General features: G+C 40.0%; 15 protein-coding genes. 12 read left to right on the plus strand and 3 right to left on the minus strand.

What is annotated here, in order from left to right; translation table 11 throughout:
* Nucleotides 1-37: 37 nt before the first annotated feature.
* Nucleotides 38-1,120, plus strand: a complete 1,083-nt coding sequence (locus tag C0V77_RS00615) for an aminotransferase class V-fold PLP-dependent enzyme (protein ID WP_101724376.1) — start codon at nt 38-40, stop codon at nt 1,118-1,120.
* Nucleotides 1,121-1,588: 468 nt separating this feature from the next.
* Nucleotides 1,589-1,984 carry an iron chaperone gene (locus C0V77_RS00620; protein ID WP_101724377.1) on the plus strand — a complete coding sequence of 132 codons (396 nt, stop codon included), beginning with the start codon at nt 1,589-1,591 and terminating at the stop codon, nt 1,982-1,984.
* Here the strand turns inward: C0V77_RS00620 and C0V77_RS00625 are convergent.
* Complete coding sequence (locus tag C0V77_RS00625; RefSeq protein WP_101724378.1) at nt 1,977-2,615, minus strand: MBL fold metallo-hydrolase; 639 nt, start codon at nt 2,613-2,615, stop codon at nt 1,977-1,979. The two genes, C0V77_RS00620 and C0V77_RS00625, sit on opposite strands and share 8 nt — an antisense overlap.
* Nucleotides 2,616-2,691: 76 nt before the next feature.
* On the minus strand, nt 2,692-4,608 hold the full coding sequence (locus C0V77_RS00630) for a YgiQ family radical SAM protein (RefSeq protein ID WP_101724379.1): 1,917 nt from the start codon (nt 4,606-4,608) through the stop codon (nt 2,692-2,694).
* Between the two features lie 623 nt (nt 4,609-5,231).
* On the opposite strand from C0V77_RS00630, the gene C0V77_RS00640 reads away from it, so the two are divergent.
* The 6 genes from C0V77_RS00640 to C0V77_RS00665 all read left to right on the plus strand — a co-directional run bounded on the left by C0V77_RS00640 (nt 5,232) and on the right by C0V77_RS00665 (nt 11,815).
* The gene (locus C0V77_RS00640; protein ID WP_101724381.1) at nt 5,232-6,638 is read left to right on the plus strand and encodes a Gfo/Idh/MocA family protein; all 1,407 of its coding nucleotides are present in this window, start codon (nt 5,232-5,234) and stop codon (nt 6,636-6,638) included.
* Nucleotides 6,639-6,699: 61 nt separating this feature from the next.
* Complete coding sequence (locus tag C0V77_RS00645) at nt 6,700-8,028, plus strand: putative oxidoreductase C-terminal domain-containing protein (RefSeq protein ID WP_229236188.1); 1,329 nt, start codon at nt 6,700-6,702, stop codon at nt 8,026-8,028.
* A gap of 18 nt (nt 8,029-8,046) precedes the next feature.
* Nucleotides 8,047-9,210, plus strand: coding sequence for a Gfo/Idh/MocA family protein (locus tag C0V77_RS00650; protein ID WP_101724382.1), 1,164 nt, complete (start codon nt 8,047-8,049; stop codon nt 9,208-9,210).
* 231 nt (nt 9,211-9,441) lie between these two features.
* A complete protein-coding gene (locus tag C0V77_RS00655; RefSeq protein ID WP_101724383.1) occupies nt 9,442-9,918 on the plus strand; it encodes a Dps family protein in 477 nt (158 codons plus the stop codon).
* A 151-nt stretch (nt 9,919-10,069) separates the two neighbouring features.
* Nucleotides 10,070-10,879 (plus strand): CRISPR-associated endoribonuclease Cas6, encoded by an 810-nt coding sequence (gene cas6, locus C0V77_RS00660; protein ID WP_101724384.1) that lies wholly within the window; start codon nt 10,070-10,072, stop codon nt 10,877-10,879.
* A 12-nt stretch (nt 10,880-10,891) separates the two neighbouring features.
* Nucleotides 10,892-11,815: a YafY family protein gene (locus C0V77_RS00665; protein ID WP_101724385.1), complete on the plus strand. Its 924-nt coding sequence runs from the start codon at nt 10,892-10,894 to the stop codon at nt 11,813-11,815.
* Nucleotides 11,816-12,050: 235 nt separating this feature from the next.
* Here C0V77_RS00665 and C0V77_RS00675 read toward each other — a convergent pair whose 3' ends face one another.
* Complete coding sequence (locus C0V77_RS00675; protein ID WP_143705981.1) at nt 12,051-12,569, minus strand: hypothetical protein; 519 nt, start codon at nt 12,567-12,569, stop codon at nt 12,051-12,053.
* A 179-nt stretch (nt 12,570-12,748) separates the two neighbouring features.
* Between C0V77_RS00675 and cas6 (C0V77_RS00680) the strand changes: the two genes are divergently transcribed.
* The 4 genes from cas6 (C0V77_RS00680) to C0V77_RS00695 are packed head-to-tail and all read left to right on the plus strand — an operon-like array spanning nt 12,749 to nt 17,486.
* Entirely contained in the window at nt 12,749-13,414 is a 666-nt protein-coding gene (gene cas6 / locus C0V77_RS00680) for a CRISPR-associated endoribonuclease Cas6 (protein ID WP_101724388.1), read from the plus strand.
* 12 nt (nt 13,415-13,426) lie between these two features.
* Nucleotides 13,427-14,014 carry a hypothetical protein gene (locus C0V77_RS00685; RefSeq protein ID WP_101724389.1) on the plus strand — a complete coding sequence of 196 codons (588 nt, stop codon included), beginning with the start codon at nt 13,427-13,429 and terminating at the stop codon, nt 14,012-14,014.
* Nucleotides 14,014-16,167 carry a CRISPR-associated helicase/endonuclease Cas3 gene (locus C0V77_RS00690; protein ID WP_101724390.1) on the plus strand — a complete coding sequence of 718 codons (2,154 nt, stop codon included), beginning with the start codon at nt 14,014-14,016 and terminating at the stop codon, nt 16,165-16,167. The genes C0V77_RS00685 and C0V77_RS00690 overlap by 1 nt, the downstream gene beginning before the upstream one ends.
* Complete coding sequence (locus C0V77_RS00695) at nt 16,164-17,486, plus strand: hypothetical protein (RefSeq protein ID WP_101724391.1); 1,323 nt, start codon at nt 16,164-16,166, stop codon at nt 17,484-17,486. The genes C0V77_RS00690 and C0V77_RS00695 overlap by 4 nt, the downstream gene beginning before the upstream one ends.
* The last annotated feature ends 8 nt before the right edge of the window (nt 17,487-17,494 follow it).

Genomic DNA, 17,494 nt, shown 5'->3' on the forward strand with positions numbered 1-17,494 from the left:
ACTTTTTTTACTTTTGATAAATGAAAATTCTGGTGCGATGAAAAATATATATTTTACTGCCGGCCCGGCCGAATTATATCCCCGATTTGAGGAGTTTCTAAAACAAGCGGTTGAAGAGCAAATCGGCTCTATTTCGCACAGAAGTGGCCAATTCAGGAAAATATATCAGCATTGCGTCGAGAATCTTCGGGTTTTAATGAATATTCCCGAAACATCGGGTATCTTCTTTACAGGTTCGGCCTCAGAGGTATGGGAACGTATATTGCTCAACATGGTAGAGCATGAGAGTTTCCATTTGGTAAATGGTTCTTTCTCTGAGAAATTCTACAAATATGCCGGAAGCCTGAACAAATTTGCTCACAAGCAGGAAAAACCCATTGGTGAGGGCTTTAGCTATGCCGAAGTAGAAGTACCTGAATATGCCGAACTGATTTGCACTACCCAGAACGAAACCAGCACAGGCGTACAAATGCGCGAGGCTGATATTCATAAGCTGAAACGCAGCCATCAGAAGAAGTTCATAGCGGTTGATATGGTTTCATCTGCCCCGATTCCTGAACTGGATTTGTCTTTGATAGATACCGCTTTCTTTTCTGTACAAAAAGCCTTTGGTCTGCCTGCGGGTCTGGGCGTGTGGATTGCCAACGAGAAATGCCTTGAAAAGTCTAAAAAACTGGCAAAACTGGAAGGCCTGCATACCGGAGCACACCATACTTTACCAGCACTCTGGAAAAACTACGAGACTTTTGAAACCCCAGCCACACCCAATGTACTGGGTATTTATCTGCTTGGCAAGGTGGCCGAAGACATGAACCGTATCGGCATTGATACCATCAGAAAAGAAACCGACGAGAAAGCACGCAAAATATATAAGTATCTTGAAACCAGCAGCCTTTGCAGCATAGCGGTTCAGAACCCTGAACACCGCTCAAGAACCGTGATAGTCGCCAATACCACCAAGCCCTCTAAGCTAATTATTGATACGCTGAAAGAGAAAAATATGATTATCGGCAGTGGATACGGCCCCAATAAAGACACACAGATAAGAATCTCGAACTTCCCATCAAACACGCCTGAACAGGTAGATAATCTGTTGAAAGAGTTGAAGAATCTGGAGTAGTATATCTATTTAGTGATTTAGTGAATGAGTGATTTAGTGATTGTTTCGCTTAAATCTGATTAAATTCACTCAATCACTCCGTTTCTATCCCCCTTTCAAAACATATTCGTCAGAAATGCCAGCAATCAGGATGATGATGGTTACTGCCCCTGCCCATTTCACAATACAAACTACCTACTTTTAATAGCCCAGGCTTGCGCTAAGCCCCGTGCGGCATTTCCTCTCTGATTGAGATAGAAATTCCCGAAGTCATTCACCCCGCCATTAAATATAGACGGAATACTGTGCATCAGCAGTATAATAGCCACCGCTACGCGGAGTAAGAAGGTGTGTTGAGTTTTATAGAAATTTTATTACTTAAAAATTTCTATAAAATATTGATTATCATTAATTTATACAGTACTCTTTTTTTCTCATTACAAAATTTTCTCTATTTTTGGCTTATATCATAAACCTATTTAATCCCCCATGATAAATCAAGAAGCCAAAAACATCGACGAATTCATCGGCTGGTTCCCGCCTGAAGTACAGAAAATATTGCAGAATATACGCCACTTGATTCAGGAACTAGCGCCTGAGGCTACCGAGGCCATTAAATATGCCATGCCTACTTTTATACTTAATGGTAATCTGGTGCACTTTGCGGCTTTCAAAAATCATATTGGCTTCTACCCTGCCCCTACCGGCACAGCCGCTTTTAAAGAAGACCTTGCACCCTATAAAACCGGCAAGGGTTCAATCCAATTTCAGTTAAATGAACCCATACCTTATGATTTAATACGGAAAATCGTATTGTTCAGGGTAGAAGAAAACCGGAAGAAGGCCAAACCGGCCAAAAAGAAAAAAAGCGTACCTGCTAGTTAAGAAACGGATTAGAACGGCGCTCCTGACCTATGGTGGTAGAAGCGTTATGCCCGGGATATACCGTGTAATCGTCGTCCAGTGTCATAAATTTATTTCTGATGCTATTCATGAGGTCGGTGTAGCTGGACATCGGGAAATCATATCGCCCGATACTGCCTTTGAAAAGCACATCACCACCAATTATAAACTTTTGGGCATGGTTTACAAAAGACAGATGCCCCGGTGCATGGCCCGGTACAAACAATATTTCCAGTGTTGAGTTACCGAATTTTATCACATCTCCCTCATCAATAAAACCATCTTCCTGCACGGGTTCATAGCCGGGTATGCCCCATACTTTACACCGGTTTTCTACATCGCGCAGCACCGGCACTTCATTTTTGTGCATGAGCATTTTTACGCCAAATTTACGTTTCACAAAAGCACTGCCAAAAACGTGGTCCAGGTGTGTATGGGTCTGCAACAAATGCTTTACGGTTAGTTGATTATCAGCAATGAAATCGGCCAGTTCTTCTTTCTCATATTGCGCCAGACAACCCGGGTCAATAATAACGGCCTCTTTGGTTTCATCCCACAGCACATAGGTATTCTCTGCCAGAGGCGAAAAAGTAAAATAATGGATATGAATCATCGGTTCTTGTAAATTTAGGGCTAAAGTTAGGAAGAAAATGAATGAATTAATAAGGCATTTACCTACCAGGCTTTAACTATCTGAATTTCTTGAAACTTTTCTTTTTGTCTTTGGCAGGTGGCTGGGCGTTATTGCTTTGTACCTTTTTCTTCGGGTTTGAAAGTAGGCGCTCGGCTAAATCAGGGCGATTGAGTTTGAAGAGACGGCTACGGATCCAGTTCTTAAACTCCGGCTTATACCAGAAAAAGAAGCGGTTCTGTGCCAGTTTCTCTTCTTTGGTTTTGGCGGTTTTAATGGGTTGCAGGGTATACGGATGCACGCCTGAGTAATAGATAACCTCGGCCACTGTCATTGGCGTAGGCGTAAAGTCTTGTACCTGCTCCAGTTGAAAGCCTAAGTCTTTTGTTTCGGCAGCCAGATTGGCCATATCGGCTTCTTCACAACCAGGGTGAGACGAAATAAAGTAAGGAATCAGCGGTTGTTTCAAACCATGCTTATCCTGTATGTTATCGTATTTCTGCTTGAATTTCCTGAAATATTTAAAAGAAGGCTTCCGCATTACACGCAGCGTATCATCAGAAGTATGCTCAGGTGCTACTTTCAGTCGACCGGATACGTGGCGGGTTACCAGTTGCTCCATGTAAGCATCATGGTTGCCATCCTGATTGTTCTTGTTAAAATCATCTACCAGTAAATCATAGCGGATACCCGAACCCACAAAGGCCTTCTTTACGTCCGAGTGCGCATCAACTTTCTGATAAATCTGGGTAAGGGGTTTGTGCGAAGTATCCAGATTAGAGCAGATAACCGGATGAATACAGCTTGGCGCCTGGCAACGGGCACAGATAGATTCATCTTTGCCCTTCATGCGGTACATATTGGCCGATGGCCCGCCCAAGTCGGAAATGTATCCTTTAAACTCAGGGTGCTGAACAATCTGGTCTACCTCTTTCATGATTGACTCCTCGCTTCTGGAAGCGATAAACTTACCCTGATGCGCCGAAATGGTGCAGAAACTACAACCCCCGAAACAGCCTCGGTGCATGTTTATCGAGAACTTAATCATCTCATAAGCCGGAATCGGCCCGCGCTTTTTGTATTTAGGGTGAGGCAAACGCGTATAAGGCAAATCAAACGACTGGTCAATTTCCTTTTCATCCATTATTTTGAATGGCGGGTTAATAACCAATGTTTGCGCACCAACTTTTTGAATAATGCGGTTGGCCTGCCATTTGTTCGACTCCACCTCAACAATCTTGAAATTGGCAGCGTATTTCAGCTTATCGGCCAGGCATACCTCGTGGCTTGCCAGTTCAACGGTGTTCCAGCCTCTGTCATCAGGTAGAGCCTCAGCAGTATCCTGCATATAAGCTACCTGATTAATATTTTTGATGGTGTTCAGAGGAACACCCTTTTTAACCAGTTTCAGTATTTCGCGTAGGGGTTGTTCTCCCATGCCATACACCAGTAAATCTGCCCCTGAATCGGCCAGAATAGTAGGCATCAGTTTGTCTTGCCAGTAATCGTAATGGGTAACCCGCCGCAGTGAAGCCTCAATCCCCCCAATCAGCACAGGTACATCCGGATACAGCTCTTTCAGTATTTTAGTATAAACCGTAGTGGCATAATCAGGGCGATACCCTGCCTCACCCCCCGGTGTGTAAGAATCGTTTGATCGCAAACGTTTATTGGCTGTATAGTGATTCACCATCGAGTCCATACAACCGGCCGTTACACCAAAGAAATATTTGGGTTTGCCATATTTTTTAAAATCACGTAAATCGTCTTTCCAGTTCGGTTGCGCAATAATAGCCGTTCTGAAACCCTCACTCTCAATAATACGCCCGATAACAGCCGTACCAAAGGCAGGGTGGTCAACATAGGCATCGCCCGACACGAGTATTACATCTACTTCGTCCCAGCCTCTTTTCTCCACTTCTTTCAGGGTAAGCGGCAGCCAATCTGTTATGGGTCTTTCTGGTCTTATTATCATACTACAAAATTAGGGCTTTTTACGAGAAACAAGGCATTTTATTGTTATATCGGCCACAAATGCATAAAAAACCAACAAAAAGCGAATTCTTAACAACAATACCAGGCTTTAGGTTTCAAAGAAGAAAAATTATACTTTTTCAATAAAGAGCCTGTTGGTATTTCCGATTGGCATTTACGGGTATTTTTTCACGGAATGGAGACAGACAAAAACAGGCTGGTTTTTTTGCGCATTTAAACGCGTACCGGAAACGTTCCCGAAAACGAAACCGGTATATTTTATTAAAATTGTTTCAGAATGTCTTTGTTAAATACAAAATTTACATTAATATTCTACTGATTATTATCTGGCTGAAGTATTTTTGATGAAGCAACCCCAACACCTAAAAGCCGCTTCTTTTGTACTTTTTATAGATTTACCTAAACCCTAAATACACCAGCTCCGGTACTTATTCCACAAATAAACTTACAACACTATCGTGAAACAATTAACTATGGAAGGGGAATTTTAAAGTGTGCGGCTGTGAGCCTGGCAATGCCCTTTCGGGGCAATAGCAGGCAAAGCAGCCGCATCAATCCCTGTTTCTTTTGATACCTCTATTCAATATAAAAATACAGCGTGAAATGAACAACGATTTAAAAAATGATATTTCAAGAAGAAAATTCCTAGAGCTCGGCAGTAAGGGCCTAATGGCAACAGGTGCGATGGCTTTTGGCGTACCAACCATTGTACCGGCCTCAGTTTTTGGTAAAAACGCACCCAGCAACCGCATTAATGTGGGTGCCATAGGTGTGGGCCGGATATCGCGCGGGCACGATATGCCGGGTGTTTGGAAGCACGAAAACGCACAGATTATGGCCGTTTGCGACCTTGACAGCAACCGGGTTGATGCGGCACAGAAACTGGTAAATGGTTATTATACCAAAAAGACCGGAAAAGACTTTAACGGGGTGAAAGGCTATGGCGATTATAGAGAATTATTGGGTAATAAAGATATTGATGCCGTTATTGTAAGTACGCCCGACCACTGGCATGCGCCCATTGTAATACATGCGGTAGAAGCAGGCAAAGATGTGTACTGCCAGAAACCGGCGTCACTTACCATATCGGAAGGAAGAATGATGGCCGATGCCGTAAAAAGAACCGGCCGCATTGTGCAGATTGGCAGCCAGCAGCGGTCTACTTCTCAATTCAGATATGCGGTAGAGTTGGTAAGAAACGGAAGAATAGGTACATTGCAGAGAGTATATGTAGGACTACCAGGCGACCCCTCAGGCAATGAAGAGCCTGAGATGCCTATACCTAAAAACCTAAATTACGATATGTGGCTGGGTACCACGCCGGAAGTTTACTATACAGAAAAGCGAGTACACCCACAGGTAGGTTTCGACCGCCCGGGCTGGTTGCGTTGCGAGCAGTTTGGCGCCGGAATGATAACCGGTTGGGGCGCGCACCATATTGATATAGCTCACTGGGGTATGAATACCGAGCTATCAGGCCCGATTGAAATATGGGGCAAGGCCGATTTCCCAACCAGCGGTTTATGGAATGTACATGGCATTTTTACGACCCATGCCATGTATGAAAACGGAGTGGAGATGATTATCAGCAATGAGATTCCGAACGGTATTCGCTTTGAAGGAACAGAAGGCTGGATTTTCGTATCACGCGGAGACGGGGCGGTAACCTCAAGCGACCCGATAGCCAAACAAAATGCTGCCAAGAAACTGGATGCCAGCGACCCTAAGCTGCTAACCTCTGAAATTGGTCCGAATGAGATACACATGACCATAAGCCCTGACCACCACGGCAACTGGCTGGAAAGCATTGCCAGCAGGAAAGACCCGATTGCTCCGGCCGAAATAGGGCATCGTTCATGCACAGCATGCTTGTTGCACCACGCAGCCATGAAACTGAAAAGGAAACTATATTGGGACCCAAAAACAGAACGTTTTAAAAACGATAAAGAGGCAAACGCATTACTTGCTCGCCCGCAAAGAAGTGCGTATGCCATTAAAGTCCGTAAATAACCCACAAGAATATCTGATGAGAAAAAAACACTTGATAACAGGATTTGCTTTAGCGCTTGGTATGTTATTCAATAAAGACGCATCTGCCCAGTCTTCAAAAGAAATAAAACTGATAACCCTGGACCCCGGTCATTTTCACGCTGCATTGGTTCAGAAAAATATGTATCAGGAAGTAAGCCCGGAAGTAAGGGTTTACGCCCCTGCCGGAACAGACCTTGATTTCCACCTGCAACGCATACAGGGCTACAATACGCGTAAGGACAACCCGACTCAATGGCAGGAGAAAGTATATACCGGCAATGATTACCTTGAGAAAATGCTGGCCGATAAGGCCGGAAACGTAGTAGTAATAGCAGGCAATAACCGTATCAAGGCCGATTACCTTCAAAAGTCAGTCAATGCAGGTTTCAATGTACTGGCCGATAAGCCGATGATTATCAACGGTGGTGATTTCGAGCAATTGAAACAAACATTTGCCGCGGCAGCCCAAAAGAACGTTTTGTTGTATGATATCATGACCGAGCGTTACGAGATTTCAACCATGCTTCAGCGTGAGTTCTCTATGTTACCCGGCGCATTTGGTAAGCTGGAAAAAGGAACCCCCGATAACCCTGCCGTAACCAAAGAGAGTGTGCATCATTTTTATAAGTATGTTTCGGGTAGTGTGCTTACGCGTCCGGCCTGGTTTATGGATATTGCCCAGCAGGGAGAAGGCATTGTAGATGTAAACACGCATCTGGTAGACCTTATTCAATGGGAATGCTTCCCGCATCAGGTTATTGATTATAAAAAAGACATCAGAATTAACGATGCCCGCCATTGGACAACAGATATGACTCTGAGCCAGTTTAAGGCCATTACCAAGTTAGCAGGCTTCCCCGATTATCTAAAAAAAGACGTAGTAAAAGACACCTTGCTGAAAGTATTCTGTAACGGTGAAATCAATTATCAACTCAAAGGCATACATGCCAAGGCATCGGTTATATGGGCGTATCAGGCGCCGGAAGGTGGCGGAGACACCCATTATTCTATCATGCGTGGCACGAAGGCCAATCTGATAATCAGACAGGGAGCAGAGCAAAACTATAAACCAACACTGTACATTGAGCCGGTAACAAAGGCCGCAAGCTATGAAGCTGATTTATTAAAGGCATTGGCTGTGGTTCAGAAACAGTACCCGGGTGTTAGTCTGAAGAAAAACGCCAAAGGCTGGGAGGTTGAAATACCCGAGAAATACAAAGAAGGACACGAAGCACATTTTGGCCGTGTAACAGAAAAATACCTGGAGTTTCTGAAACAAGGCAAGCTGCCTGCCTGGGAAGTACCCAACATGCTTGCCAAATATTACACCACTACGCAAGCCCTGAAAGTGGCAACCAAAACCCGATAAAACTAACCTGATTAAACTATGGAGAACAACCCCAATAACCGACGTAAATTTTTAAAGGATAGTCTGGCTAGTACAGCAGGTCTTGTACTTTCGTCTAGCCTTGTGAACGAAATTGCCGCAAAGTCTGCCACAGTTGAAGCGCCTTATTTACACCGGAATCTTGAACCCGGCATTCGTTTTTCGGTAATCGGCCTTAACCATGGCCATATTTATGGCATGACAGAGGCCATTATTCGTGGAGGCGGGCAGCTCGTTTCTGTTTACGCAAAAGAACCTGATTTACTGGCGGCTTATGTGAAAAGATACCCGGACGTAAAACAAGCTGGCAGCGAGAAGGAAATATTGGAAGATAAATCAACCCAGTTGATATTGAGCGCTGCCATAGCCAGCGAACGCGCACCGATAGGCATCAAAGCCATGCAGCATGGCAAAGATTTTATGGCTGACAAACCCGGAATAACCAGCCTTGAGCAATTGGCCCTGGTAAGAAAAGTGCAAAAAGAAACCAGGCGTATTTACTCAATTATGTTTAGTGAGCGTTTCGAAAACCGTGCTACCGTTAAAGCTGGCGAACTGATAAAAACCGGTGCTATTGGCAAGGTTGTACAAACCATTGGGCTTGGGCCACATAGAATGAATACTAAAACCCGCCCTGAGTGGTTTTTTGACAAGAATAAATTCGGGGGCATTATCACCGATATTGCTTCGCATCAGTTCGACCAATTTCTGTTTTTTACGGGGTCAACCAAAGGTGAGATTGTGAGTTCCCAGATAGGTAATCTGAACCACCCTGAATTTCCGTTGTTTGAAGATTTCGGCGATGCGATGGTGAAAGGTAACGGTGGTACCGGATACATAAGAGTAGACTGGTTTACGCCAGACGGACTAAAAACCTGGGGCGATGGTCGATTGACGATTCTTGGGACGGAAGGGTATATTGAAATACGTAAGAATATTGATATTGCCATTAAAGACAAAGGCAATAACCTGTATCTGGTAAACAACCAAAAAACCGAGTACATCGATTGCAGCAATGAACCCCTGCCATTTGGCAGCCAGCTGGTAAGCGATATTGTAAACAGAACCGAAACCGCCATGACCCAGGACCATTGTTTTTTAGCGACAGAACTGTCTTTGAAAGCACAGAAATTTGCTAAAAGGTTGGAGCCTATAGTGAAGTAAATTACTAAGTACATATAGCTGAAAGCAGTTACATATAAAATTGTAACTGCTTTTTTGTTATCCGGTTTATCAACCAAGTTGTTTCACTTGGGTACTATTATGAGCTTTTTCATACGCTGCTCTGCTGCATGTCAGGTGAATACCTGCAACCACTTGTTACTTTTGTAAAATTACATGAACCAAAGCACAGCTTTTCGGTTATGTATACATATACGTTAAACAATAGCAAACATGAAAAATCTAAACGCAATAGGTCTTGACACAGAAAAGTCAAACGCACTGGCAGAAAAACTGAACGAATTGTTGGCTAATTACTCCATCTTTTATCAGAATGTAAGAGGGTATCACTGGAATATAAGAGGAGAAAAATTCTTTGAGCTACACCTTAAATTTGAGGAGCTATATAATGACCTGTTATTGAAAATTGATGAGATAGCCGAAAGAATACTGACACTGGGGCACTCGCCGAATCATAGTTATTCAGGCTACAAGAAAATATCAGAGATTAAGGAAAGTAGTCAGGTTTCTGATGGTCTGGAGGCTGTTAATGATATTTTGAATTCTTTCAAAATAATTATATCTTTCCAACGAGAGCTATTGAGTTTGTCTGCCGATACCAATGACGAAGGCACTAATGCATTAATGAGTGACTACATCAGAGCTCAGGAGAAATTAGTGTGGATGTACTCTGCTTATTTGCAGAGGTAGAGTATGAGCAATTATAAAAATAGATATACAACCAAAAGAGACATGCTTGTTAGAGCAGTCTCTTTTGGCTTTCCGAGAAATAAACCAACCGAATACCCTTGCTAATCTCATCAAATATGCTTAAGATTGTTTCACGAACAACCCTGCTGAGATGAGATTCCGATTAACCTTAAAACCTATTACCCCCCGTCAGAAGCTAACGCTGAATTATAACCATCCTTTTTCAAGCTGGATATACACCCGTATCAAAGAATCAGATGCCTCCTATGCCGCCTTTCTGCATCAGAAAGGCTATCGCACTCAGGATTCTACCAAAACCTTTAAACATTTTACGTTCTCAAAGTTTGTTGTACCTCAAAAAGCCAAAGCGATTGAAAAGGGCGACGACTACATGCTGTTATCTGACCAACCCATTTATATTACCGTTTCTTTCTTCATTGATAAAGCCGCCGAAGACTTCATTATTGGCCTCTTTAACAATCAGCAAATCAGCATTTATAACAAAAAATACCAGGCCGATTTCATCATATCTTCAGTTGAATCGTTACCTGCGCCCGCTTTTGCCAATGTGCCCCTGCGCTTTAAAGCCACCTCGCCAATGGTGATAGCCGAAAAACGCGCCGACGGTACTGATGAATACCTACCCCCCACTGACCCCCGGTTTGCCAGATACTTTGTACAGAACCTGTTTGATAAATATGAGTCGGTACACGGCAAAAGTATAGACATAGACACCGCCACGCTTGATAAGCTAATCAGAATTAAGCTCATAGATACCGAAAAGATGCGTTCTAAGCTCATCTGGATTAAGCAAGACCGCAACGACGAAACTAAAATTAAAGGCTACGAAAATTTTAGTTTTGATTTAACCGCCCCGGCCGGAATAATAGAAGCAGGATTTTACGGTGGCATAGGCAAATACACCTCGGCGGCAGGCATGGGGTTCCTGGAATTTATATAAAACAACAAGCTGATGAATGTCTTCCACGACAATAGCCCTAAAAACCGGCTATTAGGAATCCTTAAAAATCTTTTGGAGCAACCGTGCCATTATACCATTAAAATGCTGGCTGCCCGGTATAATGTGAGCCAATCTATCATCAAAAAAGATTTTGATGAGCTAAAAAACGCATGGTTTACATTAAAATACGACAAACAATACCGATACTACCTGGTCTCGGACAAATCGCTGGAACACCTTGAAGACGTGCTGTTTTTTACCGGGCCAGAGAAAGAGTTCTTACTTGAAGCACTCACCAAAGCCAACGCTACCGACAAACGGCTTGAGAAAATAAGGTCTAAGCTGGAGCGCATTTATGACGTATCAAAACTGGGCAGCAGTTTGTTTTCAAGAACTTTTCTTGATAAGGCCAATCTGCTTGAACAAGCCCGAAAACAAAAACGCGTAACGACACTGCTTAACTACCGCTCGACCATGAGCAGCCAGGTAAGCAACCGTGTGGTTGAGCCATTTCATATAAGTACCAAAGAAGACATACTGCATGCCTATGACCTGGAAAGGAAAGAGATACGCCATTTCAGGATTTCGAGAATTGAGCGAGTAGAACTGCAAACTGAAAACTGGCAACACGAGACCTTGCACCATGTAGCGGCAACAGACCCCTTTAGAATAGTCAGCGACCAGCAGGTATATATACACTTAAAGCTAAAGACCGGCGCAGTGAACGAACTGATTGATAAATTTCCGGTTTCGCAGGCGTATATACAGCCAAGCAGCACAGAGAAAGACATCTACCATTTTGAGTGCAAAGTAAATGCCGAGTTTAAGGGCATCAGCAACTTCATTTTGGGTCACTCAGAATACATAGTTGAGATTGTTGAGCCTGAATCACTCATTGAACATATTAATAAGAAGGTGGAGGGGATAAAGTTTTAGGGGTAGGGTGGATAATGAGTTAGGTGAACTAATATGTTTGTAACGGGAATTGAAATTTTGAATTCGAAGCTATTTTTTAGATTTCTTTTGAAACAAAGGATTAGTTTTCTTTAGATTTTCTAACTCTAACAACAATTTAGGCATGATTAAGTTTTCGATTTCTTGGCTTCGCTTTGCTGATATTGTTTTGCCTTTGATATTGTCAAAACAGCTATCATCAAATACAATTTCAGAGCTAGAGCTTCCTTTTTTGATAGTCAATTTCATATACATTGAAAAATATAACCCAAAGATAATGAAAGAATTCAATATCCTTTTCATAAATAGAAATTTGATTTTTTACAATTTCATTTTCAATGAGTTGAAGCGCAAGACCTTGGAATGCATTAAGTTGATCTTCTATGGCTTTGTCTTTAAAATCTATTTTCCAACCCGAGAGAGGTCTTCTAATATAGTAAAGGTACTTAGAAGTGACTAAATACATCTCTTTTACATTAAACTGAATAACTATTTGGATATCTTGAATGGAAAATGAAGAGCCACTTGGATGATTATGAACAAGGGTAGAATCTGCCAATTCAAATGCATATTTATTAGAAAGAGAAACGCTATTAATATCGCCCTTGAATCGTCTCTTCTGTTTACCATTTTTGAAAACATAAAGATTCTCTAGTGAGTCAGACCTAATTTTTCGAATGGCTTGTTCAATTGTTTTAGCTTCATCAATAGGAAGCGGGTAATGTGCATCGTCCATAATATACATTTAAAATGACTTCCCGGGTACGATTAAGGGTCTTTCAAATACAAGAACTCACTATAATTTCAATTCCCTGGGAAGTCCCACAAAAATAATTTGTTTTTTTTTACTTTATAGTACTATTTGCAGAAATAAATTGATAAAGATTCAAATACAATAAAACTCTATATGGCTATATGAGATTACACATTCACTTATCCCAAAATAAAGAGACAGTGCCTTTTACGTATCAAGAGAGGCAAGTCAGCAAACTGCATTATTGGCTAGGACACAATGAGGTGCATGACAAATTATCTCTTTATTCATTCTCATGGCTAAAGAAAGGCAAACAGGAAGGTAAAAAGGGCCTAAACTTTATTAATGGCAGCCAATACTTTATTAGTTGTTTTGATAGCCAGAATATTAAAAAAATCATTCAAAGTATCCAGACAGATAATGATTTTGGCTGGGGGATGAAAATCATATCCCTAAGCCTTGAAAAAGAACCTGTTTTCAACAATGAACACTCGTTTTCGTTAGGCAGCCCGGTATTTATAAAAAGGCCTCGTTCGGGAGAGAAGGATGCGAAATTCTACTTTTATAACGATTCAGAAGCCAACATTTTTCTCACCCAAACCCTAATCAATAAGCTTAAGCAAGCAGGACTATCAAGTGAAAGCGTTGAAGTAAAATTTGATGAATCGTATGCCAGCCCTCATATAAAAGGCTGCACTTATAAAGGAATTAAGAATAAAGGGTCTATGTGCTCAGTGATTATTAAAGGTACACCTGAGCAACTTGCTTTTGCTTGGAATGTAGGTGTAGGTAATTCTACAGGTATTGGCTTTGGCTCACTAATCTAAAATTAAAGAATTATGGAAAAATACTATGTAGTTAAATACAGCGGTCAATTTGGTTTTATTAAACCATGGACAGCGGTAAGAGACAGTGAAACTTTCTCTCAGCAATTTTTAACGCCATCTATTGTAGAAGGCATTGAAAAAAAGTTGTTTCCGGAGTTGTTATCAGAAAATGGAATAAAAAAGATAGTTGGGCATAGACTTTCATATACTCAAATCAGTTCTCAGCAAGAAGTCATTCAAACCCGAGGTTGGAATTCTACCCGACAAGGAAAGCAAATTCTTTTCGATAGACCTAAAGCTATTTTGTTGAGAGGCATCTTATTAGAGCCTGTGCTTCATCTTGCCTTTTTAACTAAAGCAGATGCTGAATCAGCATTAAGCCAGCATATCTGTCTTGTCAGAAATGAAGACTTAATGCTCCCAGTATCACTCGAAGAAGTATCGAAATACGACTTCAACAATGATACTGAGCGATTTGCAGGCTATGAATTAATCTTTGAAAAAAACGAAAAATCATTCATTGCCGGCTATCACAGACTAACGAATGACGTAATGCATGGATGGCTTAAAATAGTTGGCACACCTGTAAAACAATTCTAATGGAAAAGTTATACGCTAAATCAGGCCCGGAATGGACTTCTTTGGAGGATCATCTTTTGCATGTAGCATTTGCTGCTAAAGCATTTGCCAAACACCTTAAAAAAAATGAAGAATTAGCATACAAAGGAGCTATTTTACATGATATTGGCAAGGCACATCCTGCGTTTCAAGAGCGTCTTTTTAGCAATGCGAGGAAAAGTAAAACATTCAGACACGAAATCAGCTCGTTATTCTTTTTATCAATATTTCCTGCTGACGAATACGAAGCTTTAATAGAAATGATTATTGGGCATCATAAATCTGTAAATAATGATGCAGGCGAAAAGGGTCTACTTGATTTAGAAAAAGGATACGATTATTTGGATTATCATTTAGGAAAATGGGAAGAGTGGAGCGTTAAAGCCATTGAATTATTAAATAATTTAGGAATACATGCCTCAACTATTACAAAGGCGCAAGCACTTCAAAACATAGATTTTGTAATAACATATTGTAAGAAAAAAACGAAAGAAAGGGGTTACTCAGAATGGCGTGGACTTCTAATGGGAGCAGACCACTTTGCTTCTGCCGTTATTAATGATACAGAAAAACATATTAAAAAAGCTTTTAAAAACCCAAATCTCTGTTTTTTCAATAGAACAAGTGCTTTATATCCTTTATCATTAATTGATAATTTCCGCTCAGAAAAAAAACACACCATAGTTGTAGCATGCACAGGTGCAGGCAAGACTGACTACCTTTTTAAAAGATGTAAAGGGAGAGTGTTTTATACTTTACCTTTTCAGGCATCAATTAATGCAATGTTTAAAAGAGTTGCACATTCACTTAAAGATACTAATCCGGAACTCGACATTAGGGTCTTACATGCTGCTTCATGTGTTGTGAAAAGAAAAAACGATGAAGAAGAAGAAAGCGTTTTACAATCATTATTTGGGTCCTCAATTAAAATTCTTACTCCTCATCAATTGGCAGCAATTGCTTTTGGAATGAAAGGATATGAAGCATTACTGCTTGACTTAAAAAGTTGTGATATTATTCTAGATGAAATTCATACTTATTCAGGTATCTCTCAATCAATAGTTTTAAAACTAATTGAAATCTTAAAGGCAAATGATTGTAGAATCCATATTGGAACTGCTACAATGCCAACAATTCTATATAAAAAAATAATCGAGCTATTAGGAAATGATGTACTTGAAACCAGCCTTTCAGACGAAGAACTAGACAAGTTTAATCGACACAGGGTATTTAAAATTAACTCATTTGAAGATGCTAATCAGATTATATCAAATTCAACAACTCATAACGAGAAAGTTCTAATCGTTTTAAATACTGTTGACAAAGCTCAGCAAGTTTATGATTTGATTAAAGAGTCCTATCCAGAAATTGATAAACTTTTATTGCATAGCAGGTTTAGAAGATGTGACAGAAATGAAAAAGAACTAGATTTAATTGGCTTGGATAATGAAGGAAATCCGATACAGACATTTAATACTTCAAATAAAGCATGTATAGTTGTTTCCACGCAAATTGTTGAAGTAAGTCTGGATATAAGCTTTGATGTTATGATAACTGAAACAGCTCCTTTAGATGCTCTTATTCAAAGGTTTGGCCGAATAAATAGAAAAAGAACTACAGAAAATGCAGAAACAATAAAAGATGTTTTTGTGATTGCTCCGCCTGAAAGCGCTAAGGATGCTAAACCTTATGACATTGAAATTTTGAAACGGACTTTCAATGTATTAAGCAATGGCGAAATTCTTAAAGAACGTGAACTTCAACAAAAAATCGATACAGTTTTTACAGAAATCAACTTTTTAAAGATTGAAGAGCATGCAGTTTTTAAGTCTGATGGAAGAATTAGCATTGATAAACTCACCCATAGTAGAGAACCCATATTAATGCAACTACTTGAAATTGATTCCGTATCATGTATTCGTGAATCAGACCAGGATGAATACGAAAATTCTAACTTTGAAAGGAGGCTTGAATTGGAAATACCCGTCAGATACTTTTCAGTGTGCAAAATGAATCAATCAGAAAAAGGGAATAAACCTTTTATTATTCCTGATAAAGCCTATGACCTAGAAAAAGGACTATTTGTTAAAGAAATAAAAGAAGAAAATTTTAACTCTAAGTTTCAAATTTTATGATAACAACCGTTGTTGGAAAAACATTTTTAGAAGCATATAATGCAAAATATGAAGTAAATAAATCTCCGAAAGAGTTTTTTGAGGAAGTTTATTTTGAGTTATTCTATAATCACGCTAAATATATGCAATGGGTGACCAACTCTCCGTTTGTTCAAATGAAAACAGGCCAAAAACCTGAACTTTTGACTCATACTGAAAGAATTGAGAAGCTCGAAAACTTATTCGAAAAGGTTGAAAATTCAGAACCTGACGCAAGTTTTGCACTCGGTTTCCCTGCATCTGAATTAAAAGAATACGCAAGCACGTCTGGCCTGGTTAGTGATTTAGTTATACCAACAACACCCGATGACATTTACTTATCATGGATTGGCAGCGGTCTAGGGATTGGAGTAGCCGGTGGGTTTTCCATACTTTATAATGATGCTAAAATTACCTTACAGACTTTCGAAGGATGGAAAATTTATAGAAAATACTTAGAAGATGATGGGTTAGATAAACTTAGGGGGAATCAAATAAATACTTGGAATGGACAGTGGTTGAAATATTCATTAGATAAAGATGAATACAGGGAAGACTTTGATTTTACTGAATTAACTAATCAAAAAATCTTTGCTGTAAGTGAGACATTGGCAGAGGTTAATACTGTAAACTGGTCAGAACTTTTCTTTAGTCTCTCTCAATTGTATCCACAAGGCGAATTAACTGGTTACGTATACGGATTCGGTCAAACTAACAAAACTATAGGGTTTATACCTTTTTATCTAAAATCTGGCAGTAGAATAATTGATATTTATCGTCAATTATTCGGAGAATTAAATACTGACAAAAAACGCTTTGAAGCTCTTTTTGGGATGCACATTAAACGCGCTTGTGAGCTTGGCAGTATAGGATTGCAAGCACTTAGGCCTGAAGGGCTTGTTAAGTATATGAAAGAAGATAAAACTATTTCATTAAAGAAAGAAGAAGATACATTTAATTATTACGCATATAAAACCTGGCTTATAGCAATGATATCAAAAAACAAAGATGAAATAACAGATTATACACTTGAATTGGCGGAGACCTTTTTAGAGTATAGAAACCGCGGGAGTAAGAATGATAGAAAAACTCTATTAGAAAAATTATTCTCAACGAAAACAAAAAAAGCTTTTTTAACAAATCTGACAGAAATGATAGAAGGCTTTGAAAAAGAAGAAGATAGATTAAAACTTAGGAATTTTAGAAATGAAACTCATTTGATGACAAATGAAGAATTTGAATACTTTCACATATTACTAAAATTTGACTACACATTTGTTGAAAAAAATAATAAAAACTAAATAAAAAT

The organism is Emticicia sp. TH156 (genome assembly GCF_002855535.1).
Lineage (GTDB): Bacteria > Bacteroidota > Bacteroidia > Cytophagales > Spirosomataceae > Emticicia > Emticicia fluvialis.